Annotated in this window: 30 protein-coding genes and 2 pseudogenes; 10 read left to right on the forward strand and 22 right to left on the reverse strand. The window is 39.4% G+C overall.

The features are described 5' to 3' along the window. Window positions 1-95 precede the first annotated feature (95 nt). The 3 genes from B6F02_RS11185 to B6F02_RS08930 form a co-directional block, all read right to left on the reverse strand. The gene (locus tag B6F02_RS11185) at window positions 96-248 is read right to left on the reverse strand and encodes an IS3 family transposase (protein WP_143745327.1); all 153 of its coding nucleotides are present in this window, start codon (window positions 246-248) and stop codon (window positions 96-98) included. Continuing rightward, a complete protein-coding gene (locus B6F02_RS08925) occupies window positions 229-849 on the reverse strand; it encodes an IS3 family transposase (protein ID WP_179128563.1) in 621 nt (206 codons plus the stop codon). The genes B6F02_RS11185 and B6F02_RS08925 overlap by 20 nt, the downstream gene beginning before the upstream one ends. A gap of 132 nt (window positions 850-981) precedes the next feature. Continuing rightward, window positions 982-1,242: a transposase gene (locus tag B6F02_RS08930; RefSeq protein WP_080145561.1), complete on the reverse strand. Its 261-nt coding sequence runs from the start codon at window positions 1,240-1,242 to the stop codon at window positions 982-984. Window positions 1,243-1,333: 91 nt separating this feature from the next. Here B6F02_RS08930 and B6F02_RS08935 point away from each other — a divergent pair, with 91 nt between their 5' ends. The 4 genes and pseudogenes from B6F02_RS08935 to B6F02_RS11165 all read left to right on the forward strand — a co-directional run. After that, complete coding sequence (locus tag B6F02_RS08935) at window positions 1,334-2,026, forward strand: DUF6973 domain-containing protein (protein WP_080147006.1); 693 nt, start codon at window positions 1,334-1,336, stop codon at window positions 2,024-2,026. Window positions 2,027-2,048: 22 nt separating this feature from the next. After that, window positions 2,049-2,471 (forward strand): hypothetical protein, encoded by a 423-nt coding sequence (locus tag B6F02_RS08940; RefSeq protein ID WP_080147007.1) that lies wholly within the window; start codon window positions 2,049-2,051, stop codon window positions 2,469-2,471. A gap of 401 nt (window positions 2,472-2,872) precedes the next feature. Continuing rightward, window positions 2,873-3,346: an ASCH domain-containing protein gene (locus tag B6F02_RS08945; protein WP_080147008.1), complete on the forward strand. Its 474-nt coding sequence runs from the start codon at window positions 2,873-2,875 to the stop codon at window positions 3,344-3,346. 15 nt (window positions 3,347-3,361) lie between these two features. Continuing rightward, a pseudogene (locus B6F02_RS11165) lies at window positions 3,362-3,553 on the forward strand (hypothetical protein); the annotation flags it as partial. Between the two features lie 212 nt (window positions 3,554-3,765). On the opposite strand, the gene B6F02_RS08955 reads toward B6F02_RS11165, so the two are convergent. Next, the gene (locus tag B6F02_RS08955) at window positions 3,766-4,068 is read right to left on the reverse strand and encodes a hypothetical protein (RefSeq protein WP_080147010.1); all 303 of its coding nucleotides are present in this window, start codon (window positions 4,066-4,068) and stop codon (window positions 3,766-3,768) included. A gap of 253 nt (window positions 4,069-4,321) precedes the next feature. Here B6F02_RS08955 and B6F02_RS08960 point away from each other — a divergent pair. Next, window positions 4,322-4,447, forward strand: a pseudogene (locus B6F02_RS08960) (YjzC family protein); the annotation flags it as partial. A gap of 84 nt (window positions 4,448-4,531) precedes the next feature. On the opposite strand, the gene B6F02_RS08965 reads toward B6F02_RS08960, so the two are convergent. The 3 genes from B6F02_RS08965 to B6F02_RS08975 form a co-directional block, all read right to left on the reverse strand. Next, complete coding sequence (locus tag B6F02_RS08965; RefSeq protein WP_080147011.1) at window positions 4,532-4,963, reverse strand: hypothetical protein; 432 nt, start codon at window positions 4,961-4,963, stop codon at window positions 4,532-4,534. A 236-nt stretch (window positions 4,964-5,199) separates the two neighbouring features. Beyond that, entirely contained in the window at window positions 5,200-5,637 is a 438-nt protein-coding gene (locus tag B6F02_RS08970) for a VOC family protein (protein ID WP_080147012.1), read from the reverse strand. A gap of 67 nt (window positions 5,638-5,704) precedes the next feature. Beyond that, on the reverse strand, window positions 5,705-6,127 hold the full coding sequence (locus tag B6F02_RS08975) for a GNAT family N-acetyltransferase (RefSeq protein WP_080147013.1): 423 nt from the start codon (window positions 6,125-6,127) through the stop codon (window positions 5,705-5,707). Between the two features lie 126 nt (window positions 6,128-6,253). Here B6F02_RS08975 and B6F02_RS08980 point away from each other — a divergent pair, with 126 nt between their 5' ends. Further along, window positions 6,254-6,817 carry a helix-turn-helix domain-containing protein gene (locus B6F02_RS08980; RefSeq protein ID WP_080146705.1) on the forward strand — a complete coding sequence of 188 codons (564 nt, stop codon included), beginning with the start codon at window positions 6,254-6,256 and terminating at the stop codon, window positions 6,815-6,817. Further along, a complete protein-coding gene (locus B6F02_RS08985) occupies window positions 6,781-7,647 on the forward strand; it encodes an IS3 family transposase (RefSeq protein ID WP_080147014.1) in 867 nt (288 codons plus the stop codon). The genes B6F02_RS08980 and B6F02_RS08985 overlap by 37 nt, the downstream gene beginning before the upstream one ends. A gap of 54 nt (window positions 7,648-7,701) precedes the next feature. Here B6F02_RS08985 and B6F02_RS08990 read toward each other — a convergent pair whose 3' ends face one another. Together B6F02_RS08990 and B6F02_RS08995 are read right to left on the reverse strand one after the other, a co-directional pair. Then, the gene (locus B6F02_RS08990; RefSeq protein ID WP_218672176.1) at window positions 7,702-8,814 is read right to left on the reverse strand and encodes a thermonuclease family protein; all 1,113 of its coding nucleotides are present in this window, start codon (window positions 8,812-8,814) and stop codon (window positions 7,702-7,704) included. A gap of 143 nt (window positions 8,815-8,957) precedes the next feature. Then, complete coding sequence (locus tag B6F02_RS08995; protein WP_080147015.1) at window positions 8,958-9,155, reverse strand: hypothetical protein; 198 nt, start codon at window positions 9,153-9,155, stop codon at window positions 8,958-8,960. A gap of 351 nt (window positions 9,156-9,506) precedes the next feature. Between B6F02_RS08995 and B6F02_RS09000 the strand changes: the two genes are divergently transcribed. Further along, window positions 9,507-9,911, forward strand: coding sequence for a YolD-like family protein (locus B6F02_RS09000; protein WP_080147016.1), 405 nt, complete (start codon window positions 9,507-9,509; stop codon window positions 9,909-9,911). Between the two features lie 54 nt (window positions 9,912-9,965). Here the strand turns inward: B6F02_RS09000 and B6F02_RS09005 are convergent, their stop codons facing one another. Continuing rightward, complete coding sequence (locus tag B6F02_RS09005) at window positions 9,966-10,364, reverse strand: hypothetical protein (protein WP_080147017.1); 399 nt, start codon at window positions 10,362-10,364, stop codon at window positions 9,966-9,968. A gap of 158 nt (window positions 10,365-10,522) precedes the next feature. Between B6F02_RS09005 and B6F02_RS09010 the strand changes: the two genes are divergently transcribed. Next, the gene (locus B6F02_RS09010; RefSeq protein WP_080147018.1) at window positions 10,523-11,023 is read left to right on the forward strand and encodes a hypothetical protein; all 501 of its coding nucleotides are present in this window, start codon (window positions 10,523-10,525) and stop codon (window positions 11,021-11,023) included. A gap of 86 nt (window positions 11,024-11,109) precedes the next feature. Here the strand turns inward: B6F02_RS09010 and B6F02_RS09015 are convergent, their stop codons facing one another. From B6F02_RS09015 to B6F02_RS09045, 7 genes are all read right to left on the reverse strand, one after another. Then, entirely contained in the window at window positions 11,110-11,886 is a 777-nt protein-coding gene (locus B6F02_RS09015) for a Cof-type HAD-IIB family hydrolase (protein WP_080147019.1), read from the reverse strand. A 27-nt stretch (window positions 11,887-11,913) separates the two neighbouring features. Beyond that, the gene (locus tag B6F02_RS09020) at window positions 11,914-12,594 is read right to left on the reverse strand and encodes a histidine phosphatase family protein (protein ID WP_080147020.1); all 681 of its coding nucleotides are present in this window, start codon (window positions 12,592-12,594) and stop codon (window positions 11,914-11,916) included. Between the two features lie 181 nt (window positions 12,595-12,775). Next, window positions 12,776-13,237: an SsrA-binding protein SmpB gene (smpB, locus tag B6F02_RS09025; protein ID WP_080147021.1), complete on the reverse strand. Its 462-nt coding sequence runs from the start codon at window positions 13,235-13,237 to the stop codon at window positions 12,776-12,778. A gap of 26 nt (window positions 13,238-13,263) precedes the next feature. Further along, complete coding sequence (rnr, locus tag B6F02_RS09030; RefSeq protein ID WP_080147022.1) at window positions 13,264-15,570, reverse strand: ribonuclease R; 2,307 nt, start codon at window positions 15,568-15,570, stop codon at window positions 13,264-13,266. Then, window positions 15,567-16,316: an alpha/beta hydrolase gene (locus tag B6F02_RS09035; RefSeq protein ID WP_080147023.1), complete on the reverse strand. Its 750-nt coding sequence runs from the start codon at window positions 16,314-16,316 to the stop codon at window positions 15,567-15,569. Before B6F02_RS09035 ends, rnr begins: the two co-directional genes overlap by 4 nt. Before the next feature lie 204 nt (window positions 16,317-16,520). Beyond that, window positions 16,521-16,751, reverse strand: coding sequence for a preprotein translocase subunit SecG (gene secG, locus B6F02_RS09040; RefSeq protein WP_080147024.1), 231 nt, complete (start codon window positions 16,749-16,751; stop codon window positions 16,521-16,523). 888 nt (window positions 16,752-17,639) lie between these two features. Next, window positions 17,640-18,461 carry a ZIP family metal transporter gene (locus B6F02_RS09045; RefSeq protein WP_080147025.1) on the reverse strand — a complete coding sequence of 274 codons (822 nt, stop codon included), beginning with the start codon at window positions 18,459-18,461 and terminating at the stop codon, window positions 17,640-17,642. Between the two features lie 258 nt (window positions 18,462-18,719). Between B6F02_RS09045 and B6F02_RS09050 the strand changes: the two genes are divergently transcribed. Further along, on the forward strand, window positions 18,720-19,601 hold the full coding sequence (locus B6F02_RS09050; protein WP_080147026.1) for a cation diffusion facilitator family transporter: 882 nt from the start codon (window positions 18,720-18,722) through the stop codon (window positions 19,599-19,601). A gap of 346 nt (window positions 19,602-19,947) precedes the next feature. On the opposite strand, the gene eno is transcribed toward B6F02_RS09050, so the two are convergent. The 5 genes from eno to gap form a co-directional block, all read right to left on the reverse strand. Then, a complete protein-coding gene (eno, locus tag B6F02_RS09055) occupies window positions 19,948-21,249 on the reverse strand; it encodes a phosphopyruvate hydratase (RefSeq protein ID WP_080147027.1) in 1,302 nt (433 codons plus the stop codon). A 95-nt stretch (window positions 21,250-21,344) separates the two neighbouring features. Further along, window positions 21,345-22,877, reverse strand: a complete 1,533-nt coding sequence (gene gpmI / locus B6F02_RS09060) for a 2,3-bisphosphoglycerate-independent phosphoglycerate mutase (protein ID WP_080147028.1) — start codon at window positions 22,875-22,877, stop codon at window positions 21,345-21,347. 1 nt (window position 22,878) lies between these two features. Continuing rightward, entirely contained in the window at window positions 22,879-23,634 is a 756-nt protein-coding gene (tpiA, locus tag B6F02_RS09065; RefSeq protein ID WP_080147029.1) for a triose-phosphate isomerase, read from the reverse strand. 133 nt (window positions 23,635-23,767) lie between these two features. Beyond that, complete coding sequence (locus B6F02_RS09070) at window positions 23,768-24,955, reverse strand: phosphoglycerate kinase (RefSeq protein ID WP_080147030.1); 1,188 nt, start codon at window positions 24,953-24,955, stop codon at window positions 23,768-23,770. Between the two features lie 302 nt (window positions 24,956-25,257). After that, window positions 25,258-26,259, reverse strand: coding sequence for a type I glyceraldehyde-3-phosphate dehydrogenase (gene gap, locus B6F02_RS09075; RefSeq protein WP_080147031.1), 1,002 nt, complete (start codon window positions 26,257-26,259; stop codon window positions 25,258-25,260). Between the last annotated feature and the right edge of the window lie 40 nt (window positions 26,260-26,299).

Below are 26,299 nucleotides of genomic sequence, written 5' to 3' on the forward strand. Positions count from 1 at the left end.
AAACGTTCTAACCGCTGACGCTTTTTAGAACATTTACCGAAACCATGAGGATAGCTAAAGTCTTTCTATTTAACCGTCCTGTGGTTCCGTCTAACTTAAATGACTGCTTGATCTAAGTATGCTTGCTCAATGGCCAGGGGCGTTCGGTTCCCAAGTGCCGAGTGGATTCTCTTCCGATTGTAGAAGGCTTCAATGTATTGAAATAATTCTCTATAAGCCGTATCGAAATCAGGATAATTTTTTTTGATAAACTTCTTCCTTTTTTACGATAGAATGAAAGGATTCGATTACGGCATTATCGTGAGGACTCCCTTTCCGACTGAAACTATGACGAATCCCTTGTTTTTCCAACGCAGATTCATACGCTTCGCTTGTGTACTGTGAACCAAGATCAGAATGGAGAATGAGGCCTTCGGCCGCACCGTATCGTTGGGTTGCCTTGGTTAAAGTATCTAAGACCAGATCCACAGTCATCTGTCGGCTAAATGACCAAATGGCTTTCCGTGAATATAAATCAAGGATCGTGGAGAGGTAACTCCATTCATCTTTCCCTGTCCAAATGTAGGTTATATCCGTTACCCATATTTGGTTCAATCCAGTGGTAGAAAAATCTTGATGTAATAAGTTTACCCGATCGTCTGACACAGGATCAGCGGACCTATGTGGCCGCCATTTCTTTTGTGTAATGGAACGAATGCCCTGTTTATGCATCAGTTTTTGAACACGTTTGAGACTGCAGTCTTCGTTTTCTTGAGTAACCAAGATTGCATAAATTTTCGGGGCACCATACACACGCCCACTTGATTCCCATATGCGTTCAATTTTTTTTGAGGATACGCCGATTTTCACGATCTCTATGCGATTCCTCGCGATTAATACGTTCATAAAAACTTGAGCGTGGAATCGCAAACAATTCCAGTGTTCGCTTTAAATTGATGTCGTCTTTAATTGCGTTGAGTTCGAAAATAAAGTCATCGCGGTCTATTTTTGAGTGAACATGGCTAAGACCTTTTTTAGGATATCATTGTCTGTCTTAAGACGGGCATTCTCTGCTTTGATTTTTTCGATATCTGCTTCAGAATACCCGGTTTTTTCATCCGTGGAATATTTTTTGATCCACCGATAAATGGTTTGTTCTGCTATGCCATGTTCCTCACTTAAATTCTTTACTGAATGACCATTTTCGTACAAACTGACTAGTGTTTTCTTATAGTCGACATCATAGGTTCTTCGATTTGACATCGATAGACACTCCTTTTCGATAGTTTATATTCTATCAAAACGTGTCCAGGATTTCATACTAACATCAGCATGTTTACTCATCTTAGATGGGGTGTCAGTTCAAGCGGAAGAACTTAGTGATGATGCATTAGATGAATTAAGTTATAATGACTTCGCCGAAGCTCAAGAGATTTTCGATGAAAGATACGGAGATGAAATCTTGAGTGAGCATGAGAAAGATGACTTAGCTGTCTTGATATTGAATGAGATTGCAAATAAAGCTAAACCGTTCAATAACTCAGAGATAAATTACTCTCTTATGGCCAGCTCTTCAAGTATATTGCCCGAAGCATATAAAAAACTCAACTCTAAAGAAAAGGCATTGGTTAAAACAAGTCCATCTCAAGCTTTGCACGTATACGCTGCATCTAAATCTGCAAATCAATTATCTATAACGTACTTCAAAAATGGAGGTAACGATAAAAATAATGGTAATGCTTTTAAACATGCTTATTGGAACGTTTTAATGTATGTGCAAATTGGCTATAATGGTGCAAAAAAATGGGCAGACGCCCACGAATATGGACATAGTGGTGTAGCTACCACAATGGACTATAGAAATAATGAAGTGGGCCGGCAAACTGGGAAAACTCTAGTTTCTCAAGTTAAGAAGAAACACAAACGAAAACCTACTTATTTAGAAGCTAGAAATGCTGTCTTTACAAAAATCAATCAGGGAAAACTATATAGAGTTGTGAACTCTAAACTAGTTAAGACAAATAGCTCAGATAATATTAGACGGTAGTATAATGAGTTGGAGTGGTCGTATGAATTTAAAAAGAGTTTTTATTCCTATATCTATTATAGTTATTCTTTTATTGGGTTTATGGATTTATTTAGAAACTAATAAACCAGAAAATATACTTACAATAGATAACACTTCAAGCAGTACAGTGAAAAATATTAATGTTTACCTAACCAAGAGTACTGATGCTGATGATCAAATCATTTACGAAAAAGAGTTTGGTTCTGTTAGTGAGATTCCACCAGACAGCTCAAAAGATATAGTATTTTCAGAATCTACTGAAAATGAACCCTTTAACATCGTCCTTGAATATAAAGATATGAAGGGAAATATTCATCAAGATTTTGTCAATAATTATATTCCAGAAAATTCTAAACATTTTAACCATACTCAAGTTATAGAAAACGTCGATGAAAACGGAGTAATAACATTTAGAAGCTATTAACAAAGAAGAAAGCCCTCATCCAATTAGGACGAGGGCTTTTAAACTGGTCGATTTCGACTAGTTTGAGATTAAAAAGTACCATATAAATGAAAGTACCTTTTAAAGCTTAAAAAAAGCAAACTTCCCTTTGCTTTTTAGTTTTTTTTAACAATCCGAGTAAGACAAATTTTAGTGAAATTTTCCATTTGCTGAAGAGAGAGTATGTGATTCATCGAATTACTGTATACAAATTCTGAATCGTGGACTTATATTTTGCCATTCTAATAGATTAGATTCATTTACGCTTACTTGTGAGTTAATTTTACGGTAATTTTGAAGGGACATATGATTATGTTAAACTTTAACTACTGCCTATATACGGTTATAACAAAAAATGATACATAAAAAAGGATGCGCTACTTATGAATTCAATCGAAAAATACTGGAAAGACTTTGCACAGATAAATAATTTACCAAGTACTCTTCCGGAGGCTTGGATGTTTGGCGATGGTTCTGAGTCTATGGGAGACGAACTTGGAGCTTTAGTAGTAAATGGAATAAAGACTGGAACTTGTTCTGCTGAATGTGTTTATGAGTTGGAGGGTGAAGAACTGCAGAAAGTTGGACAGTATGACATCGTACTGGACGGCAGAGAAAATCCTTTAGCCATCATTCAATACACTGACATTGAAGTGTTACCCATGAATGAAGTTTCGGAAGCCTTTGCTTTTTCCGAAGGAGAAGGCGATAGGAGCTATGAGTATTGGTACCGTGAGCATGAAAAGTTCTTTACATGGGAACTTGGTCTATACGATTTGCCATTCACTCCTGATATGCTGGTCGTTTGCCAAACCTTTAAAGTCGTAGATATTTATGGAAACAAACAGAATAGCTAAGAAAGGAGAATTGCATTGGTCAAATTTGGACCGAGGAAACCGAGTTTTAAAAAGTCTTTTTCTGCAAGAACAACAGGAAGAGCTAAAAGAGCTGTCAAACGGTCGATTGATCCTACTTATGGTAAAAAAGGAGCTGGATGGATCAAGAATCCGAAGAAAGCTGCCTATAATAAAGTGTATAATAAAACGACTTTTTCCGTTACTGACGGTACTAAAACTCCTTCAAAAAATAATGACTCCAGCTCAGGATGTGCCTGTGGTTGTATCATAGCAGTGTTGCTTATTTTACTGGTTATTATTCTTGCCATATTTTGACGAATCTTCGCAGTGTACTGAGTTGATGGAAGATTATGTTATAGCCTTAATAAACGACTGTCATAGCTACTTGAAATCAACAGAATCTAAAAAAAGAGCAACCATTATTGGCTGCTCTTTTTGAATATACTCTTCAATTCATCTATGCGGATCAATATTTCTTTTTGTGCTTCTATGTGAAAGGCTCTTATACAGTATCCAGAAGGAATCTTTTTAAATCCTTCTACAGTAATCATCCTATTTCTCAATCCCTTAAAGCGATCATCTGGAGAATCCAGCATAAAATGGTCTCCTCTTTTTATCTCGTAACTCTTACTAATTGTTTGGCTTCTAACCGCTACTTTAATCTTCAAAACTTTCCCAGCGCCGTCTTTTATAACCGTCGCCCTCGTTATCCTTTTATTCATATCCATCCCCATCTAAATAACGTTTATTATTTTATTGAATTCATTATACTATAAATGGTTATTATTACTGAATCAGGATGCTTACAACTGGTTTAGCAGGATTGGCTTTCTTTCTAAAAAGTCTTTTAAAATAGACTTTTTTCTGAGCTTCAATCGTTATTCTTTGTAACTCTCTTTTGCTTTGGTGTCAATCCCAGTAAAGGAGGTGTTCATATTGGCTGATTTGTATAAATAAGGTACGGATGATGTAGCACCAGGTGAATATGTTGAATGTGATGAAAACGGAGAAGAAGTCTCTGATCCTCGAATAGTTACAATAGAAAAAGGGGACCGCTTGCCGCCTACTCAAGAAAGCGGACATATGTGGAAGAAAAAATAATGAATTTGCGAGAGCTGTTGATGCAGCTCTCTTTTTTGGTTAAAAAAACATCCTGACGATAATGCCAGAATGTTTTCTCACTGTTTATTCTGCTGTGTCCGGCATTTCCACTTCATTGACAATCACTGTCGCTGAGTCGCCAAGATAAACCAGTTGCACCATTCCATTTTCATCGATCCAGCGCAGACGATTTTCAGTATACTCTATATCATAACTGCCTTCTGTTTCATAGATGACATCTCCATCTCGTCCGACAACTTTCATTTCTCTGTAGACAGAGTCTGTATCATATTCTGTTACAGCTTGTCTTTTCGCTCTCTGGAAACTAGCTGAATTGATGTGCATCATTGTGAAGAATCCGGCAATCGCAATGATCAGAATGCCTGCAACCGCTATACCTGCTTTTAAAGGTTTTGTTTTTACGCCCATAATCAGACCGCCGCCGACTACTATGACAACTCCCAGTAAAATAATCCAAAATATAATGACGCCTGTGTATGCTGCTAAGCTTGCCATGTTACCCTCTCCTAATCGGTCCTTATTATGTACTGCAATATCTTGCTATTGATTGGTCAAACAGCTGTTTGCTCTTGTTCAACCTTTATCATTCTATCATTTATAGAATGGTCTTACCATGAGATTTTGTATCTTTTACCGCTCTTCCTCATATGTTCATGCTCATAGAAAAGCCGCAAACAGTCTGCGGCTTTGACTTACTTCATTTCAGCTCGGTATTCACTTAACCGCATCGTTTATGGCTCAATGATCAGCATATCTTGCTCATCAAATTTCCAGGTATCTGCATACGCCACTTCCCAGTAATAACCATCGGGATCTTGAAAGTATCCACTGTATCCGCCCCAAGAAACGATTTCAGGCTTTTTCACCATGACTCCGCCACTGCTTTCGGCCAATGTCATCAAGTCATCGACTTCTGCTTTTGTTTTTGTATTGATGGCAAAGGTAATGCCGCTGAATCCTTGATTAGAGATTGCCGGCGGATCAGCTTCGTTGATATCATTCGCTAACTTTTCCAGCGGAAACAGCTCCAATTTTGTTCCCTGGTTATCAAAAAATACGATCGGCGGATTCTCTGCATCCTCATAGCATTTAAAGCCGATCTGTTTGTAAAAGGTCATAGACCGATTCATGTCTTTGACTCCTAGCGCAATCAGATTGATTCTATTCATGTTTGCTTCCTCCATTTCTTTTAGTAAAATGTAACGGGTCTTATTTTACTCACTTTTTTTACTCACTTTACTTCATCCGTTTATAGAAATGTATTTTTGTCACGCCGGCTATAGGCATATCTTTTAGGGAACCATATTCTGTATATCCGCATTTCTTATAAAATCCAGCAGCCTGATAGCTTCTGGTAGTCAACGTCACATTGATGATATTTTTTTCAACAGCTGTTCTTTCCATCTCTTTCAATAGTTGTGTCCCAAGCGACTTGCCTCTAAATGCTTTTTTAATAGCCAGCAGCGAAATATGCAGACTCTGATACTGTTTTCGACCAACGATTCCTCCGGCCAGCTGGTTATCTATATAGAGACCGATAGCAATTTCTTCTTTTTCTGCTTCTGGTACTTTTCCGAAATGCTCTTCATCCTGCTCTTCAAAAATTTCATTAAGCATCGTCTCCAGTGTATCTTTATCAATGCGCTTAAATTCAGTCAACAGATTCGTCTCCTTTTCATATTTGAATTTCTTCTTTTTATATTATTGACTATATCAAAAAAGAGCAGATTTGGTGCCGACCCCCAGAAGTTAGAGTAAACAATCTAACTTCTGGGGGATTTTTGTATGGTAAAATACAGCTTTGAATTCAAATTAAAAATTGTAAATGAATATCGGGAGGGACCTTTAGGGTATACGTTACTAGCGAAAAAATACGGATTACCTAGTAACACCCCTGTTGAAAAGTGGGTTCAGCTGTATCAACGTTTTGGAGAAGATGGATTAAAGCGTAAAAAATCTAAAGAAGTCTACTCTGTTCATTTTAAATTAGATGTATTACACTTTATGAAACGAACAGGTGCTTCTTATCAAGAAACAGCTCATTCCTTCGGAATCAGAGAATCTTCTATAATTGCGAACTGGAATCGAACGTTTCATCAAGAAGGAATAGAAGGCCTGAAACCTAAAGCCAAGGGGCGACCTTCTATGTCTAAGCAACCAAAGAAAAAAACAGGTAAAGATCAAAATAAATTATCTAGAGAACAAGAACTGGAACGGGAAAATGAGCTTCTCCGATTGGAGAATGCTTACTTAAAAAAATTAGAAGCTTACGAGAAGAATCCGAATGCCTTTCTCGAAAAGCACAAGCAACGGTGGCGTTCGAGCTCAAAGAAGAAGGATACAGACTAAAGGATGTACTTGTAGTAGTAGGCATTCCTGAAGCTACGTATCATTATCATGTAAAGCGATGGAACAAAGCAGATCAGAATCTATTCTTAAAAGAAACTATTTCCGAGCTATTTTATCACTTCAAAGAGCGATATGGATACAAGCGCATCACGAAAGAGTTGAATAAGACTGGAATCAAAATCAATCATAAAAAAGTTTATCGATTGATGAAAGAACTCCACTTAAAGTGTACTAAGTTCACCCGTAAAACACGTAAATATAACTCTTACAAAGGAACAGTAGGAAAAGTTGCGAAAAACCTTCTAAACCGACGGTTTACTACTCCTTATCCTTTACAAAAATTAGTGACAGATATTACGGAATTCAAATGTCTTGGAGACTATAAACTCTATCTCAATCCTATTATGGATTTATATAATGGAGAAGTCATTTCTTATGGCCTCAGTCATCGTCCAACTTTGGATTTAGTAATACATCCACTAAAGGAAGCTGTTCAGGTAGTTAAAAACAACGCTACAGTGCGTACGACGATTCATTCCGATCAAGGCTGGCATTATCAACACAAACAATGGAGAACTTACTTGAAGAAAAACAAGGTTTTTCAAAGTATGTCTCGTAAAGCAACGTGTTCTGATAACGCGGCGATGGAGAACTTTTTTGGCATTATGAAACAAGAAATGTATCACGGAGAGCCTTTGAAGGCGTATGAGGAACTCAAAAAAGAAATCGAAGAGTATATTGAGTGGTACAACACTATTCGTGGAAAACAAAAATTGGCTGGCCTAAGTCCAGTGGAATACCGAACTCAAACCAGCCAAGAGGCTGCATAATATTAAACTCTAACTTTAAGGGGTAAGCACCTTTACTCTACTCTTTTCGTTTATTTATTGTTTGCTTTTTCGGTAACCGGCTGCTTGAGCAGCTTCTTCAGTATCAAAGTACTGCTCGCCTCTTTCTGGATCGATTTTAGTCTGATCGTAATATCTGCCGCCAGGAATATGATAGATTTTTTCGCCTGATGAACTGATATTGCCTTTGATTTTTCCGCCTGTTGACTGCGCCGGTGCTTCTGCCTGTTCTTCTGCTTCTGATGTTTCAGAATCAGATGGCTGTGAGTCATTCTCCGCTGTTTCTGCTTCAGTAACAAATCCACTATCCGTTACATAGTTTTCAATCGACCAGATTCCGACTGCTTTTTCTTGTGCTTCTCTTTGGATAGCTTGATAGCGATCTACGTATTTTACATTCGGATTATAAATGTACGCGACTCTTGCAAGCCCTCGTTTTAATAATGCTTCTTGGATACTATTCCCTTCTTCATCATATACATACATCAATAGCCGTCCGTATTTATCTCTTTCGCTGATATCCAGTTCCAGCTGCACTTGTTTACCAGATAATCTTTCTTTTACAAATTGACTGGCTTCTTTTCCAAATGGCTGGACGGGTTTATCTGGATGAACAGTTTCTGGCGTATCCACCAGCAAGAAACGAACACTTTCTTCTTTACCGTTTATATTGACTTTGATCGTATCTCCGTCAACTACTCTGATGACGTCATATGTTTTAGCACCTTCAATAGTGCTGCTTTCTTGTTCTTGTATTTCGGTTTCAGTTTCAGTCTCGGTTTGGTTCCGTTTGTTTTCTTGTTGTGCCTTTTGCTGTTCTTTTTTAAGTTTTTCTTTTTTAAGCCGTTCTTTCTCTAATTGTTCCTTATCTTCGTCAGCCTGTGCCTGTTCGATTTCTTGCTCTGCTTGTTCCTTGTCTACTTCTGCGATTTCTGATTCCGACTCTATATGTACGGCATCATCACTGTTCTCAGGTGGGGCAAGTTCTGTTCCGATGACCATCAGAGCAAAGCTTCCAACTAAAAGCCCAACCAAGGTTCTCTTGTTCATCGATCGATTTCTTCTCAGCTTCGGCGTTGCCAGCAGCAGGATACTGTATATCAATCCGATAATACCCACAAAAAAAAGTATATTTCCTATTACTGTCATTCTTCTCTCTCCTTTCTTTCAGTATAACAGCTGCCATCAGAATTTCTTCCTGTTTTTATGACAGTCTCCCTACATTTATCCTCTTTACGTCCTATCATTAGCTGCATCTTTCCATATGCATTACCCAAATAAAAAAGAGCGAATTATTCCGCTCCTACTTGTTTTGCGTATTCAATTAATTTTTCCGCATACTTTGGATTTAATTGTTTGATGTCTGCTTCTTCTTGTTTCAAGGCTATCAGCGTATTCTGATCTACCTGTGTTTTTGAAGCAATCTCAGAAAGTGTCTCTCCACTCTCTGTCACCAGCCATCTGATTAATATTTCATCAGATTTTCTCATTCTGGCAGTCTCCTTCACTCTATGATCTTTCGTAAAACTATATCTCACTATTTACATAAATACAATCCCTTTATAACCGTATAATTGAACTGTAATATCTCTTTGACTTTCCATTTGGAGGTTTATTATCTCAGCTGATTTTAAAATCCTGATTTAAAAGGCTGCTTATGAAAATGTTCTCTTTCATTTTCACTCGTTAAATGGATTTCGTTTAAAGCTTCAGGATTTAGTAATAGACAAAAAAACAATGATGTTTCTTTACGCTATGAATGATTTTCACTTGACCTTTCGAACAAATGTTCTTAATATAGAATTATACCAAACGTATATTCTTATAAAGGAGCGATCAAAATGGCAGAAGAAGTCATATTATTAAATCCAGATAAGTTAGGCTATAAGGACCGCGGAAAAATGAAGTGGCAAGGGATGATGCTGTCAGACCATACAGAGGCTTTAAAGAAAATGAAGGCAGAAGAACAAGCCATCGATATACCCGCTAAAGAGGAAATGACGGTGGAAGAGATTTCTAAAATGCTTTATGAAGCCTATGTAACAAAGTCTCCGGTGGCGATCCAAGCGAACGTTTTAAGAAATGGACAGTATTATCCTGACGTGCACTGTCTGGTACTGGGCTATTTAGGTGAAAAAATAATTTTGCAGCTGAAAAATGGGAGTATCAAACGAGTAAATATAGACCTGATCCGTAATGTAGAAGTCTTCAATGTTTTGAAATGGCATAATAAACGGACAGAATAACAACTTGCAAAAGACCCTGAAACTAAAAGGCTCAGGGTCTTTGCAATACGTTTTTTATTGATCTTCTTTCTTGCTGTATTTATCCAGCGTGAACAGCAAGTCTTCTGTCAGGTTCTCTGCTTTTTCCAAGGAACGTTCCTTTTTCTCAGAATTATTAGAAAAGCTTTCAATCACTTGTGTTAAAGAAAGATAATATGCATATCCCAGGTCTCTCAGCGGCTGCATATAAGGATTCTGGTTATTCAGCGCCATGAAAAACTTTGAATAGTTGTCACTGACTTCGATATACGCATCGCCAGATTTGATTGAAGATGCTTCAGCCAGTCTATTTCTTGCATCAACCAGCTGCTGTACCTGTTCTTTTACTATATGATGGTTGTGTACCTTACGCTGTGCTTGTTCCGGGCGGTTCAGCCACCGCTCACTCAGTCGCTTAAACACATTTGAACTCATGATTGATTCACTCCTTTGCTGAAATACGAGTTCACTTAAATGAGAACCGTGATGCCCTTCTCTTGCTGCGATTTGTTTCCGTCTCATTTCAGGTGGGTTCTGGTGTGCGTTCGTAAAATGTAAGTGCTATAATAATGATGAAAAAGGAGGTAAGCTAAATGAATTTTGACCAAATGAGAATATTAGACAGTCTGCTCAAAGAGTTTAATACCATGATTGATAATGACACTGAGCTGCAGGAAAGTGATATCAAAAAGTACAAACTGCTTTTTGAAATGGACAATGAACTGTACTCTGCAGATTTCATTATTTACGATCGAGAAAGTGATTCATTCAAGCTGCGGTATATGACACCGACTAGTCTGCGGTTTGTGTCTGCCTTGAGACCGGACAATGACTTTACCGAAGAATTCTTCAAAAGTTACCGACTCAATCGAGAGGATTTCAAAAATTTATTGAAGTCTCCTGACATGCTGCTGCTGGCATTGATCGATGTAGTCAAAAAGCTGCATCCTTCCTTATTCCGAAAGGATCGTCTTCAAAATGGTGAAAACATTGTATACAATCTTCAAGGATTCCACAATGATTTCGCACTGGATTTCTTACTGTGCTCCAATAAAGAGTTCCATCCTGTTTCACTTGTAGAAGACGACTCTTAAAGCGCTTACTTATACTGTTTATAAAACCGCATACTCCTGGTTTGTCTGATTTATCATTGAGACAGGAGTATGCGTCTATTTTTGTTTTAAATTAGTCCAAAATGCTTCAGTCCATCTACGATTCCACCATTGATATTGCTTTTTGCAACATAGTCAGCCAATTTTTTGACTTCTTCAGAACCATTTGCCATTGCAACACTATGATCAACTTCATTCAGCATCTCGATATCATTCGGTCCATCCCCGAATGCATAAGTCGGAACATCTGCTAAATCCAGCAGTTCCACTAATCGTTTAATACCGACTGCTTTTGAATTTTCGTTTAAGATCGTATCAATGGAATACGGTGAGTTGCGGTAGAACGATAATTCCGGAAATTCCTGCACGAATTCATAATCCAGATCCGTGTTCTGCGTAAACAGAAGCACCATTAGAATATCATTATTCCAAGCGTAGTCAGGATCTACCTCTGGTGTTTCTGTATGAATAAAGCTGTAGGCTTGGTCGGCACTCTCGTCTTCTTTGGTCAGTTTAAATCCATCTTTGCTGTAGTAAGCAACAGACATATCAAAAGCTTCGACTTTCGACTGAATGCGTTTCAGCAGTGTTTTGTCAAACACCCCTTCATACACGTCCCTGCCCTCGTACTGGATGTAGTGACCGTTCAAAGAAATAAAAGAATCGATAACAGAGTCATTCAGTACATGCTGGACTTGCAGATGACTGCGTCCAGTAGAAATAAATGGGACTCCGCCGTTTTCTTTCAGTTTGGCTAATGCATCAATGACGTCTTGATCCAATTCAGAACGCTCATTCAGCAATGTACCATCTAAATCAAAAAATACTAATGCGGTTGGTTTCAATCTTAAACCCTCAAATCTGCTTTAGTTTTATTCTGCGTCTTTAAAGTGAGAAACATCGTTGTAGCGATCTAGGTGATATTTTCCGCCATGATAGCTGGCAACAGAGACACTTGCATTCAATAATGCTTGAGTATCTGTTAAATCAGGGATTAAATTCTGAAGGATATAGCGGATCGTTCCACCATGCGCCACTAACAGAATCGTCTCTCCTGAATCGCGATGTTTGTCGATCAGTTTGATCAAGCCTTTTTCCACGCGATCCCAGAACATCATAAAGTTTTCTGCATCGTGATAAGGGTCTGCTTCTCTGAAAGCATTCATGCGCGCTGGTATATCTGTATTCAAGAACATATCTTGAGTTGTTTCATACCCCATGTGTTTTGCTACACTTCCCCAAGCTTCTGATCCAAACATACCTTCATAAGAGCCGAAGAAAACTTCTCTGAATTCCGGCATTTGTACCATTGTCAGATTATCCGCTTGTCCATTTTCTTCTAAAATGATCCCCGCAGTATCTTGAGTACGTGTTAAGTCGCTTGTGTACACAGCGTCGAATTTGACATCTGCTAGTCCGCGTCCACAGCGATGAACATCTTCGATTCCATTATCGGTCAGCGGAGCATTGCTCCATCCCTGCATACGTCCATAATGGTTTAAATAGGTTTCTCCGTGACGAACAAAATAGATCGTGACACCTTCATTAGCCATAGTATTCTGTTGCTCCTTCCAAATTTGTCTTCTTCTTTATTGTAACAGAGTTCCTAGACTGATGCGAAGAGAATGAGGGAAATCACACAGTAGATTTTACGACTATTAGCAGAATGAGCCTAACCAAAAAAGCACCAGAGAGCAGATATACTCCAGTGCTTTTCTCATCGACTTCTATAGACTAACGATGTTCCTTTAATGCACGTTCGACTTGGCGTTTCTGGTCTTTACGCTTAAGGGATTCTCTCTTGTCATATTGTTTCTTCCCTTTGGCCAGTCCAATCAGAACTTTGGCAAATCCATTCTTGATGTACACTTTAAGCGGCACCAGTGTCACACCGCTTTGTTTGGATTCCCCAATCAATCGATCGATCTGCTTTTTCTTCATCAGCAGTTTTCTGGTTCTAAGCGGATCATGGTTGAATTGATTCCCTTTATCAAATGGTGCGATGTGGACATTGTACAACCAGATTTCTCCGCCTCTGAATCCGGCATATCCATCTTTTAAATTGATTCGTCCTGCACGGATCGATTTGATTTCAGTTCCCTGCAGTACAATACCGGCTTCAACAGTATCGAGAATACTATATTCATATCTTGCTTTTCTGTTCTGAGCAATCAGGTTGCCTTCACCTTTAGGCATCTGCATCACCCTCCCTCTATCTACAACTAGCGCTTACGCTTGCCAGACCGTTTTTTCTTTGTTTTTCTGCGTTGTGTGTGTTGATTTTTGCGTTCGGCTTTTTTGTTAGTGCGTTTTGTTTTTTTGTTTTTCTCTGTTTCTGGATTTTCAGCCAACTCAAAGTCGATTTGGTACCCTTCTTTGTTAGCTGCAGTCACTTTAACCTTAACTGGCTGTCCGATACGGAAAATACGGCCAGTGTGACGGCCGATCAGCAATAATCCGCGTTCGCTGAATTCATAGTAGTCATCATCCATTTTAGAAATGTGAATCAGACCTTCTACAGAATTCGGCAATTGCACAAACATTCCAAAGTTGGTTACAGAAGTGACTAAGCCTTCAAATTCTTCTCCGACTTTTCCTTCCATATATTCCGTTTTCTTCAGTTCATCTGTTTCTCTCTCCGCATCAACTGCTCGACGTTCGGTCTTCGAACTGTGCTCCGCGATTTCCGGTAATTTTTTATTCCAGCGTTTCTGAGCTTTTTCATCTTTTCCAACTTCATCATAATAATGGATCAAGCGATGTAATATCAGATCCGGGTATCTTCTGATTGGAGATGTGAAATGAGAATAGTATTCAGCAGCTAATCCATAGTGCCCAATCGGGTCTATATCATATTTCGCCTGCTGCATAGATCTCAGCATCAGCATACTGACAACCGTTTCTTCCGGCTTGCCTTTCACTTCATTGATGACAGCCTGCAAGTCTTTTGGCGATACACTGTCTTTTGTTCCTTTGACATTGATACCAAAACTAGTCACGAATTCTAGGAATCGCTGCATTTTCGCTTCATCAGGACGCGCATGGATACGATATAAGATCGGCAGGTTTTGAGTCGCATAATGTTCTGATACTGTCTCATTTGCTGCAAGCATGAAAGATTCGATCAGTCGCTCGCCGACGCCACGTTCACGCAGCAGGATATCGATCGGTTTACCATCTTCATCCATCTTGATCTGAGCTTCGTTCGTATCGAAATCAATGGAGCCGCGACGAACGCGTTTTGCTTCCAGAATATGATGCAGTTCTTCCATCGTCTCAAACATGTCTACAAGATCTGCATGTTCTTCTCTGACTTCCGGATTTTTCTCCATCAAAATTTCATTCACTGCTGAATACGTCATTCGACGGTACGAGCGAATCACACTAGGGAAAATATCATAACGAACGACATCTCCAGCTGAATCGATCTCCATTTCACAACTCAATGTCAAACGGTCTACATTTGGATGAAGCGAGCAGATTCCATTTGATAATCTCTGCGGCAGCATCGGAATCACACGGTCTGTCAGATAGACACTAGTCCCGCGTTCGAATGCTTCCTGATCCATCGGGCTGTCTTCTTTAACATAGTGAGAGACATCCGCAATGTGTACTCCTAATTGATAGTTGCCATTATCCAATTTTTTAACGACAACAGCATCATCTAAATCTTTTGCATCTGCGCCGTCAATGGTAATGATAACGTCATCCCGCAAGTCTTTACGCCCTTCTAGATCAGCTGCTTGAATCGTGTCAGGTACGGCTTCTGCTTCTTCAATGACCTCATCCGGGAATTCAGAAGGAATACCGTATTTATTGACGATCGTTAAGATTTCAATCCCTGGTTCATCTTTATGTCCAATGGTACGCGTAACGAGTCCATACATATCTTCGTCTTGTGTTCTAGGATAATGGGTCACTTCTACTTGGACGATGCTTCCTTCTACCGGACGAATACCTTTGGCTGTTATTTTCAGCGTGATATCAGGCAGTTTTTTACTCTGCGGCAATACGTATCCATAAAGCCCCAATTCATCCACTTCGTCATCGGAGTAAGCATGGAACTCTCCAACTAGTAACTTTGTTGCCCGTTCCACAACTTCCAGTACTTTCCCGACAGGTGCTTTTCCTTTCCAAGGAACAGCCTCTTTAGTCACTTCAATTGTAACTAAGTCGCCATTCAATGCTGAATTGGTATCATGGGGCGGAATGAAAATATCCTGTTCGAATTCATCAAGCGGTACAAATCCGAATCCTTTGTCTGTCCCGCTGAATACCCCTTGTAAAACTGGTTCTGCCTCTCTTAATTTAAATCGCCCTTGCTGTGTGAGTATAATTCTCCCTTCTCGTTCTAATTCTGCAATGGCATTGACCAGTTTTTTAAAAGCTTTCGACCCAGTAGACTCAAGGCCCTCACTGATATCGTTGACTTCAACGCTGTTCAGTTCACTTTCTTCGATAAACTTCAAAATACGTTCTTTGATTTGTTCGTTTTCTTCGTTATGCTCTTCGTTCACTTCTTTGCTCATGAGTTGCCTCCATCCCATTCCAGAGTAGACAGGAATGATAATAAGTCAATCTGTAACTGCTTGCCGATTTGCCCTGTAGTGATTACATGCGGCGCATCGTCGTACCAGTGAAAATCAACATTTGCCTGAACTAATGCATCTCTGTATTTACCTGCTTGATGCGGATCTATCATTTCATCTTGTCCGCCTTGAGCGATAAACACATTTTTTGATACGTCTTTATAGTTCGGAACCATTGTTTGAATGAACTCATTCAAATGTTTCAAAATCGTATCCAGCTGCGGCTCAGCTGAAGTTTTCTGTCCAGCAATCTCTTCTTTTGAGTAGCCTTCGTTTTTCTTCATATATTCATACCACATCATGAAGTTTCTTGGAACGTGGCTGTGTTCATTACTGATCACCGGTGAAGAGAATGTTCCGGCTGCTTTAACATCTTTTGTCAGCATAAGGTGTGTGGCAACAACGCCGCCTAGCGACAATCCAAATACTGCAATTTCATCATAGCCTTTGTCTTTCAGATACTGGTAAGCTTTTTCTCCATCTTTTTTCCAATCCTCGATCCCGTACTTGAAAATATCGTCGGGATTTTCTGTACCATGTCCAGATAGAGTCGGTGCATAAACCGTATAGTCAGCTCGTTCCAGTGCTCTTGCCAATCCTCTCATATCGTTAGGATTACTTGTAAAGGCATGGAACAGCAAAACTGCTCTAGGTCCTTTTTCAAAAAATATCGTTCTGTCTCTCATCTGTTTCACTCCTTAACGCTATACCTATAGTTTACCTTACTTGGTGAAATTTTAATACCAAAAGACTACTCTCTATGAGTTGTCTCCTAAGACTTTATTTCTTCTATCTATCAAAAAAGAGCAATCCAACATTCAGACAGGACTATTATTCCTGCACTTGCAAATGTTTGGAGTTGCTCTTAAATCAGTTTGTATTTAGATAGATTATAATATTCGTGTCAATGCAATCGCCAGACCGAAGAAAAGAACGATACAGACAACCGTTGTTTTGATCAATACAGCTTCAAAGCCTCTTGCTTTCTGCTTTCCGAATAACTGACTGGCCCCACCTAAAAAAGCGTTAGACGCACTTTGAGTTTTAGTCGGCTGCATAGCCACTACGATAATAATAAATACTGATAAAACGAGCATAACTCCTAATAAAAAATCGTACATCTCGAAATTGCCCTCCCTTTCATAAGTCTCTCATTGTTTAATATAGCATAAATGGTCGTTAAATACTAGGGTGGATCTGAAGATCGAGCAGGAGGAGCTGATTAATCTCTGGCCTATCATAACGCTGTACTTACAGTTTTCGTACACAACGGTAACAATCCCCTGATATTCAAAGAGGTAGTCTTTATCACCCTAATTATACTCCTAGGCACTTTTCTCCGCTTTTTTCGTATCTACACTCTAGTTCCACTTGGCGTATCCTAAAAAATTCCTTTGGTAAGAATGATACCTTGTATTTTTGTTACTCGGTCTCTTCTGCTCTTCCAGTTGATAGAATGCGCTGCTTATTTTTGCTACTCGACCTCTTCTGCTCCTCCAGTTGTTAGAATGTGCTGCTCATTCTTGCTACTCAATCTCTTTTGATCCTCCAGTTGTTAGAATGTGCCGCTTATTTTTGCTACTCGATCTCTTTTGATCCTTCAGTTGTTAGAATGTGCCGCTTATTCTTGCTACTCAATCTCTTTTGATCCTCCAATTGTTAGAATGTGCCGCTTATTCTTGTTACTCGACGTTTTTTGCTCTTCCAGTTGCTAAAATGTGCCGCTTATTCTTGCTACTCGACCTCTTTTGATCCTCCAGTTGTTAGAACGCGCCGCTTATTCTTGCTACTCGACCTCTTTTGATCCTCCAGTTTATTGAATTCACCGCTTATTCTTGCTACTCAACCTCTTCTACCGCTACAGTTAATAGAATAAGAGGTTCATGTCAGTGTATTTTAATACTCTACGGGTTTGGGGGAGTCTAGGACTTTACCCGGAGCGCATCAAAAAAAGAGAATCTCCTTAATAGCCAAGAGATTCTCTAATAGATTGATTTTATTATTCTAAATTATCCAAGTGCTACATCTAAGATCATCATGATGACAAATCCACCCATCAGAGCAAGTGTGGCACTATCTTTATTTCCGTTCGTTTGAGATTCAGGAATCAGTTCTTCAACGACTACGAAAATCATTGCTCCAGCCGCGAATGCTAAAGCATATGGCAGAATCGCTGCCATCATAATGACTGCTGCAGCACCAATTACTGCGGCAATTGGCTCAACGATAGCTGACAGCTGTCCGTAGTTAAAAGCTCTCCATCTACTGCTGCCGGCTGCTCGGATAGGCATAGATAAAGCCGATCCTTCAGGAATATTTTGAATACCGATCCCTAAAGCCAGTCCTACAGCACTTAAAAAGGCGTCTCCATTTGCGATTCCAGCAGTTACTGCACCAAAGGCAACCCCAACGGACAATCCTTCTGGAATATTATGAATTGTAATAGCTAAAAACAGCAGCATATTTTTAGATGCCTTCGTCTTAGGACCTTCTCTATTTTCTTCTGGTTCATTGAGATGCAGATGGGGAATGACCACATCGATCAGTCTCAAGAAGAAACCTCCTACTAAGAATCCGATTGCTGCCGGTACCCAAGACCAGACACCATATCCACTGCTCTCTGCATTTGAAATCGCAGGCGCCAATAATGACCAGAATGAAGCAGCAATCATAACACCTGCAGCAAAGCCGTTCATTATGTCTAAGAATTTACGATTGATCGTTTTAAAGAGGAACACAAAAGCTGATCCGAAAATTGTACAGCTCCAGGTAAAAAGTCCGGCAAGTAACGCTTGTAAAACAGGATGAAATGAACTGAATGTTTCTAAAATGGAAATCGCCCCTAACTCTTCTAAGTATTTTTTACTACTACTTGTTTATTATAGTCAGAATAAAGTATATCAATTCTAAATGTAAAGTCAATAAAAGCGAACGGTACTCAGTGAGGCCTTGCAATTTGTTCATAGCAGAACATCATGCTACAATACACATATGAATGATTTTTCATATATTTAAACTGGAATATCAAATAAAACATATCTTTAAAATTTCGTTTTACTTTATTTAAATAATCTGGGAGGAAATAACAAATGACTCATAAACATGAACACCAAAATCAAAGCATCAAGAATATTCGGCTGGTCTTTTTTTTAAATCTTATCTTTTCACTTTTAGAATTTGTTTTTGGTACTTTCCTCAATAGTGCAGCCATTATATCTGATGCCGTTCATGATTTAGGTGATTCCATTTCAGTAGGGTTGTCCTGGTTCTTTCAGAAATTTTCTACTAAAGAAAGCAACGATAAATTCAGCTTTGGTTATCAGCGATTCTCCTTGATTGGAGCACTCATTACTGCTGTTGTTTTACTTATCGGTTCTGCTGCAGTCATTTATAGGAGTATACCGATTCTGTTCAACCCACAACCTGTCAACACTACTGGGATGTTCTGGTTTTCTTTTATTGCAATTGGTGTTAATGGCTATGCCGCGTGGCTGATGCATAAAGGAAGCTCTAAAAATGAAAATTTTCTGAATCTGCACATGCTGGAAGATGTTCTAGGTTGGGTCGGCATCTTAATCGTCAGTATAGTTATTAGATTTACAGATTTTTATATTTTAGATCCGATCTTTTCTTTGCTCATAGCAGTATATATTCTGATTCAAGCTTTGCCAAAATTTTATAATACATTAATGGTTTTTCTAGAGCGTGTTCCAGAAGGCGTCGATATCAACTCGCTGGAACAAAATATCCTTGCCATAAACGGCGTTAAGGACTTCTCTCATTTTCATATCTGGTCTCTGGATGGAGAAACCAATGCTTTTTCTGTTACCTTGCTTGTTCCAGAAGAAACAATTTCGGAAGGCAGCCGCATCAAAAAAGATGTAAGGCACTTACTAGATGACCTTAACGTAACCCACTCTACAATCGAATTGGTCACTGATGAGAAAGACTTGCAGAAACATGCACATTGATTTTTTTATTAGTCTGAGAACCTTAACATAAACACCTTTCTTTTTAAAAGAAAGGTGTTTATTATCACTTTTGTTTAAGTAATCAATATATTTGAAAGGTTCATTTAACAGAAGCCTCTGCTAAAAATATCATCATTAATACAGTGGTATATTTTTCAAAGTCTATTTCACCTGATGCACTGATGTACGTTACTCGTCTAAAGACTTTTTATTTTAACGAACCAATTTGAATAATAGAGCTAATTTCAAAACAAAACCCTCCCGCTGAGATTCAGCAGGAGGGTTTTTAACAGATCATCATTTATTCTATTCGGAATAAACTTTATCTGACTTATTTAGAATCTAATTATTTGTTTTTAAGGTTGTAGAATGCTTCTAGACCTTCGTAAGTTGCTAGTTCGCCTAATTGGTCTTCGATTCTTAGTAATTGGTTGTATTTAGCAATACGGTCAGTACGGCTTAATGAACCAGTTTTGATTTGACCAGCATTAGTTGCAACAGCGATATCAGAAATTGTAGAATCTTCTGTTTCACCTGAACGGTGAGATACAACTGCAGTGTAACCAGCTTTTTTAGCCATTTCGATAGCGTTGAATGTTTCAGTCAATGTACCGATTTGGTTAACTTTGATTAGGATTGAGTTAGAGATATTGTTGTCAATTCCGCGTTTAAGAATTTCAGTATTTGTTACGAACAGGTCGTCCCCAACTAATTGAACTTTGTCGCCTAGGCGCTCAGTTAATAGTTTGAAACCATCCCAGTCATTTTCGTCCATTCCATCTTCGATTGAAAGGATTGGATATTTGTTTACTAATTCTTCAAGGTAGTCAACTTGTTCTTCAGCAGAACGTTTAACGCCGTTTTCACCTTCGAATTTAGCGTAGTTGTATACGCCGTCTTCGTAGAATTCAGAAGCAGCACAGTCAAATCCAAGGTATACATCTTTACCTGGCTCAAGACCAACTTTTTTGATTGCTTCAAGAATTGTTTCTACTCCGTCTTCAGTTCCGTTGAAACGAGGTGCAAATCCACCTTCATCCCCAACAGAAGTTTCTAGGCCGCGGTCTTTAAGGATTGCTTTAAGTGCATGGAAAATTTCTGCTCCCCAACGTAGTGCTTCTTTGAATGTTGGAGCTCCAACTGGTAAGATCATGAATTCTTGGAACGCGATTGGTGCGTCAGAGTGTGATCCACCGTTTACGATGTTCATCATTGGAGTTGGTAATACTTTAGTGTTTGTTCCTCCAAGATATCTGTAAAGAGGGATGTCAAGGTAGTCTGCAGCAGCGCGTGCAACAGCGATAGATACACCAAGAATCGCGTTTGCTCCCAATTTACCTTTGTTTGGAGTTCCGTCTAATTCGATCAACGCTTTGTCGATACCCATTTGGTCGCGTACGTCCATACCGATGATTGCGTCAGCAATCGTGTCGTTTACGTTGTCAACAGCTTTCGTTACACCTTTACCAAGGTAACGGTCTTTGTCTCCATCACGTAATTCAACGGCTTCGTGTTCACCAGTTGAAGCACCTGAAGGTACCATTCCGCGGCCAAAAGCTCCTGATTCAGTAAATACTTCTACTTCGATTGTTGGGTTACCACGTGAGTCTAAAACTTCGCGTGCTAATACATCTGTAATATATGGCATGTATATTGATCTCCTTTAATATTGTTTTTTTATTTTATTTACACACTTTTTAAGTGGTTAAATACATATTGAGTGATGAAATGATTCTGACATACTTAGTCTTTGATGATTAAGCTTTCTCCAGTCATTTCTTCTGGTTTGTCGACTCCTAATAGATCTAGCATTGTAGGAGAAACATCTGCAAGTTTACCGTCTGTACGCAGGTTCAATCCTTTTTTCGTTACGATGACAGGTACAGGGACTGTTGTGTGTGCAGTGTGCGGGTTACCTTCTGGTGTCAGCTCAGTATCTGCGTTTCCGTGGTCAGCAAAGATAATGGCAGATCCGCCTTTTTCAATGATCAAGTCAACTACACGGCCAAGATTTTCATCTACCGCTTCAATTGCTTTAATCGTTGGTTCCAGCATACCAGAGTGTCCAACCATATCAGGGTTCGCAAAGTTCAAGATGATGGCGTCATGTTTGTCGTTTTGGATGTCTTCCACTAAAGCATCCGTAACTTCATAAGCGCTCATCTCAGGCTTAAGATCATATGTTTCTACTTTCGGAGATGGAATCAGAATACGATTTTCACCTGGGAATTCATCATTTGTTCCACCATTCATGAAGAATGTAACGTGCGGATACTTCTCAGTTTCTGCAATACGCAGCTGAGATAAACCATTGTTTGCTAGGACTTCACCAATCACATTTTTCATGTGAACCGGTGGGAACATAACATCTGCTTTCATATCAGCAGTATATTGTGTCATCGTTACAAATTTCAAGTTAGCTGGTACATTCTTGCGGTCGAATTCATCAAAGTTTGGCTCAGTCACTGCACGAGATAATTGGCTCGCACGGTCAGGACGGAAGTTAAAGAATACAATTGCGTCGTTATCCTGAACGGTCGCAACAGGTTTGCCATCTTTTTCGATGACAACAGGTACGATAAATTCATCCATAACGTCTTCAGCGTAGCTGTCTTTAACAGCTTGTACTGGATCCGTTGCTTTTGCGCCTTCACCATTGAAGATCGCATCGTATGCTTTTTGTACACGCGGCCAGCGGTTATCGCGGTCCATTGCGTAGAAACGTCCTGAAACTGTCGCGATTTCTCCGATACCTTCTTCAGCAATCACGTTCTGAAGATCTTCAAGGAAACCAGCTCCTGAATCTGGTGCAACATCTCGTCCATCTGTAAATGCATGTACATAAACTTTGCTGACGCCTTTTTCTTTAGCATCTTTTAATAATGCTGTTAAATGGCGTGAGTGACTGTGTACACCACCGTCAGAAATCAATCCGAAGAAGTGCAGTGCTGAATCGTTTTCTTTAACATGATTGATCGCACCATTTAAAGCTTCATTCGTTTTAAAATCGCCGTCTTCAATTGCCTTATCAATACGAGTAATGCTTTGATACACAATACGTCCAGCACCAATGTTTGTGTGTCCAACTTCTGAATTCCCCATTTGGCCTTCAGGAAGTCCAACAGCTAGTCCAGAAGCTTTCATCGTTGCGTGGGGATATGTCTCCCAGTAACGGTCAAAGTTTGGCTTTTTAGCTTGTGCCACAGCATTCCCGTATTCTTCTTCACGCCATCCGAATCCGTCTAGGATAATGATCGCTACAGGTGCTTTACTCATATTACTTAGCCGCCTCCAATAGTTTTAAGAATGAATCTGCTTCTAAACTTGCTCCTCCAACTAATGCGCCGTCGATGTCTGATTGCTCCATCAATTCAGCAATATTTGCTGGTTTTACAGAACCGCCGTATTGAATACGAACAGCTTCAGAAACTTCATTGCTGTAAAGTTTTTCAACTGTTTGACGAACGACTTTGATTGTATCGTTTGCTTCTTCAGAAGTCGCTGTTTTACCTGTTCCGATTGCCCAGATTGGCTCATAAGCAATAACAGAGTTTTTGACTTGCTCGTCAGAAAGCCCTTCTAGTGCTTTTGTTACTTGGCCAGAAACAAGATCATTTGTTTCACCAGCTTCTTTTTGTTCTAATGTTTCACCAACACAGATGATTGGAACCATTCCGTGGTTGAAGATTGCGTGTGCTTTTTTGTTTACATCTTCATCTGTTTCGCCGAAGTATTCGCGACGTTCAGAGTGTCCGATGATAACATACTGAGTTCCAAGGTCTGCTAATGCAGCTGGAGATGTTTCACCAGTGAATGCACCATTGTCTTCAAAGTAGCAGTTTTGAGCAGCGATTTTAAGATCAGAATCAGCTGTCATATCTAGTAGTCCTTGTGTAAACAAGTTGGGAGCGCCGATGACAGCGTCCACTTTATCAGAAGAAGGGATATTGTTTTTAACTTCTTCAATGAAAGAAGCAGCTTCAGCTGCAGTTTTGTTCATTTTCCAGTTGCCGGCAATAATAGGTTTACGCATGTTCAATTCCTTCTTTCAGATAGTTTAATTGATGGCGGATCGCGGAAGACTGAGCTTCCGCGTCTGCCCTAAGTTCATTTTACAACCTTCAATAAATGGTTCAACCAAAACCCTTTAAAAGAGTTATCTTGAATTATTTATCTGAGATAGCAGCGATTCCAGGTAATTCTTTTCCTTCAAGATATTCTAGAGAAGCTCCGCCACCAGTTGAGATATGGCTGAAGTCATCTTCGAATCCTAATTGTTGAGCTGCAGTTGCTGAGTCGCCGCCTCCGATGATTGTTGTTGCATCATCAAGGTTCGCAAGGACTTCACAAACATCACTAGTTCCTTTAGCAAAGTTAGACATTTCAAATACACCCATTGGGCCATTCCATACAACTGTTTTTGCGCCTTCAAGTTCTTTAGAGAACAATTCAACCGTCTTAGGTCCAATATCTAATCCCATTTTACCTTCTGGTACGTCGCCTTCTACAGTTTCAGTTTCAACGTCATTTGAGAATTCAGAAGCTACAACAGAATCAACTGGCAATACCAATTTGTCTCCTGCTTTGTCTAATAATTCTTTCGCTAATGAAACTTTGTCTTCTTCAAGAAGAGAGCTTCCGATGCCTTTACCTAGTGCTTTATAGAAAGTATAAGTCATTCCGCCGCCGATCAGGACTTTGTCTGCTTTAGACAATAAGTTCTCGATAACTCCGATTTTGTCAGATACTTTTGCTCCACCTAAGATCGCCACGAAAGGACGTTTAGGCTCATCTACTGCTCCGCCGATAAAGTTGATTTCTTTTTCTACTAAGAAACCAGCTGCTGATTCTACGTTTGAAGCAATCCCAACGTTAGAAGCGTGAGCACGGTGAGCTGTACCGAATGCATCATTTACGAATACATCGCCTAAGGAAGCCCAGTATTTACCTAATTCAGGATCGTTTTTGCTTTCTTTTTTACCATCAACATCTTCGAAACGAGTGTTTTCAAACATTAACACATCGCCTTCAGAAAGACTGTCCACTGCAGATTCTAATTCTTCTCCGCGTGTTTCTGGAATGAATTTTACGTCTTTGTTTAGTAATTCGCCTAGACGCTCAGCAACTGGTGCTAGTGACAATCCAGCTTTGTCTTCTTCCGTTTTAACACGGCCAAGGTGAGAAAATACGATCGCTTTTCCGCCTTGTTCAAGTACATATTGGATTGTAGGCAATGCTGCTTGAATACGATTGTCGTTTGAAATCTTGCCATCTTTCATTGGTACGTTAAAGTCAGCACGGACTAAGACTTTTTTACCTTTAAGATCTAGATCTTTTACAGTTTTTTTAGGCATAGTTACTCTACCTTTCCTTTTTATAATAATGATGCTGTTATTGACTCGCTCAGAACATCATTTACGCAATAGTATTCTGTCAATAAAAGAGATTTATTCTGAACGCTATGTTCACAAATAAAAAAGCAGGGAAGCGCGATACTCCATACGGCAAACTACCGCAAAGAGTTCGTGCTAAAACGATTCTGATCGTTAAACGCGTTCTTTACTTTAGTTCACAGCATAGAGTGAGAGCTCCCCCGCTTATTCATTCTTGTTCTGTTCGGTTATTGATCAATTAAGATACTTTGAATTTTTTCTTCTTATAAAGAAGCGAAGTATTCAAGAGTACGAACTAATTGAGCAGTGTATGACATTTCGTTATCATACCAAGAAACAGTTTTAACTAATTGTTTGTCTCCAGCATCAATAACTTTTGTTTGAGTTGCATCGAATAATGAACCGTAAGTCATACCTACGATATCAGAAGATACGATTGGGTCTTCAGTGTAACCGTAAGACTCATTTGCAACTTCTTTCATTGCTGCATTAACTTCTTCAGCCGTTACTTCTTTAGAAAGAATAACTTGTAATTCAGTTAATGATCCAGCAGGAACTGGTACACGTTGAGCAGCTCCATCTAATTTACCTTTAAGTTCAGGTAATACTTCACCAATCGCTTTAGCAGCACCTGTTGAGTTAGGAACGATGTTTACTGCTGCAGCACGAGCACGACGGAAGTCACCTTTAGGGTGTGGTCCATCAAGAGTCATTTGGTCTCCAGTATACGCGTGAATTGTAGTCATTAGACCACCTTCGATACCGAATTTATCGTTTAATGCTTTAGCCATTGGAGCCAAGCAGTTTGTAGTACAAGAAGCACCAGAGATTACAGTTTCAGAACCATCTAAAACTTCGTGGTTTGTGTTGTAAACTACAGTTTTGATGTCGCCAGTTGCAGGTGCAGAAACTACTACACGTTTAGCTCCAGCTTTCAAGTGTAATTCAGCTTTTTCTTGAGTAGTGAAGAATCCAGTACATTCAAGAACGATATCTACTCCTAGTTCTCCCCATGGAAGATCTTCTGGGTTACGTTCGCTCAATACTTTAACATCGCGTCCGTCTACAGTGAATTTGCCGTCTCCGACAGATACTTCACCATTGAAGCGTCCTTGAGTTGTATCGTACTTAAGCAAGTGAACCAACATATTTGGATCTGTCAAGTCGTTTACTGCAACAACTTCTAATCCTTCAACATCGTTAATACGACGGAATGCAAGACGTCCAATACGTCCAAATCCGTTAATAGCTACTTTTACTGACATAATACAATTTCCTCCTTAGAAAATTGAAAAATTTTTTTAT

Origin of the sequence: Marinilactibacillus piezotolerans (assembly GCF_900169305.1) — a bacterium.
GTDB classification, from domain to species: Bacteria; Bacillota; Bacilli; order Lactobacillales; family Carnobacteriaceae_A; genus Marinilactibacillus; species Marinilactibacillus piezotolerans_A.

Coding starts and splice junctions, on each gene's coding strand:
- secG (WP_080147024.1), bottom strand. CDS start 16,751: ATGTACGATTTTTTATTAGGAGTTATGCTCGTTTTATCAGTATTTATT.
- B6F02_RS08970 (WP_080147012.1), bottom strand. CDS start 5,637: ATGAATAGAATCAATCTGATTGCGCTAGGAGTCAAAGACATGAATCGG.
- B6F02_RS08945 (WP_080147008.1), top strand. CDS start 2,873: ATGAATTCAATCGAAAAATACTGGAAAGACTTTGCACAGATAAATAAT.
- B6F02_RS09020 (WP_080147020.1), bottom strand. CDS start 12,594: ATGGCTAATGAAGGTGTCACGATCTATTTTGTTCGTCACGGAGAAACC.
- tpiA (WP_080147029.1), bottom strand. CDS start 23,634: ATGCGTAAACCTATTATTGCCGGCAACTGGAAAATGAACAAAACTGCA.
- smpB (WP_080147021.1), bottom strand. CDS start 13,237: ATGCCTAAAGGTGAAGGCAACCTGATTGCTCAGAACAGAAAAGCAAGA.
- gpmI (WP_080147028.1), bottom strand. CDS start 22,877: ATGAGTAAAGCACCTGTAGCGATCATTATCCTAGACGGATTCGGATGG.
- eno (WP_080147027.1), bottom strand. CDS start 21,249: ATGCCATATATTACAGATGTATTAGCACGCGAAGTTTTAGACTCACGT.
- B6F02_RS08955 (WP_080147010.1), bottom strand. CDS start 4,068: ATGAATAAAAGGATAACGAGGGCGACGGTTATAAAAGACGGCGCTGGG.
- B6F02_RS09035 (WP_080147023.1), bottom strand. CDS start 16,316: ATGAGAGACAGAACGATATTTTTTGAAAAAGGACCTAGAGCAGTTTTG.
- B6F02_RS08965 (WP_080147011.1), bottom strand. CDS start 4,963: ATGGCAAGCTTAGCAGCATACACAGGCGTCATTATATTTTGGATTATT.
- gap (WP_080147031.1), bottom strand. CDS start 26,259: ATGTCAGTAAAAGTAGCTATTAACGGATTTGGACGTATTGGACGTCTT.
- B6F02_RS09005 (WP_080147017.1), bottom strand. CDS start 10,364: ATGAGTTCAAATGTGTTTAAGCGACTGAGTGAGCGGTGGCTGAACCGC.
- B6F02_RS08930 (WP_080145561.1), bottom strand. CDS start 1,242: ATGTCAAATCGAAGAACCTATGATGTCGACTATAAGAAAACACTAGTC.
- rnr (WP_080147022.1), bottom strand. CDS start 15,570: ATGAGCAAAGAAGTGAACGAAGAGCATAACGAAGAAAACGAACAAATC.
- B6F02_RS09050 (WP_080147026.1), top strand. CDS start 18,720: ATGACTCATAAACATGAACACCAAAATCAAAGCATCAAGAATATTCGG.
- B6F02_RS08995 (WP_080147015.1), bottom strand. CDS start 9,155: ATGAGAAAATCTGATGAAATATTAATCAGATGGCTGGTGACAGAGAGT.
- B6F02_RS09070 (WP_080147030.1), bottom strand. CDS start 24,955: ATGCCTAAAAAAACTGTAAAAGATCTAGATCTTAAAGGTAAAAAAGTC.
- B6F02_RS09010 (WP_080147018.1), top strand. CDS start 10,523: ATGAATTTTGACCAAATGAGAATATTAGACAGTCTGCTCAAAGAGTTT.
- B6F02_RS08940 (WP_080147007.1), top strand. CDS start 2,049: ATGAATTTAAAAAGAGTTTTTATTCCTATATCTATTATAGTTATTCTT.
- B6F02_RS09000 (WP_080147016.1), top strand. CDS start 9,507: ATGGCAGAAGAAGTCATATTATTAAATCCAGATAAGTTAGGCTATAAG.
- B6F02_RS08990 (WP_218672176.1), bottom strand. CDS start 8,814: ATGACAGTAATAGGAAATATACTTTTTTTTGTGGGTATTATCGGATTG.
- B6F02_RS08980 (WP_080146705.1), top strand. CDS start 6,254: ATGGTAAAATACAGCTTTGAATTCAAATTAAAAATTGTAAATGAATAT.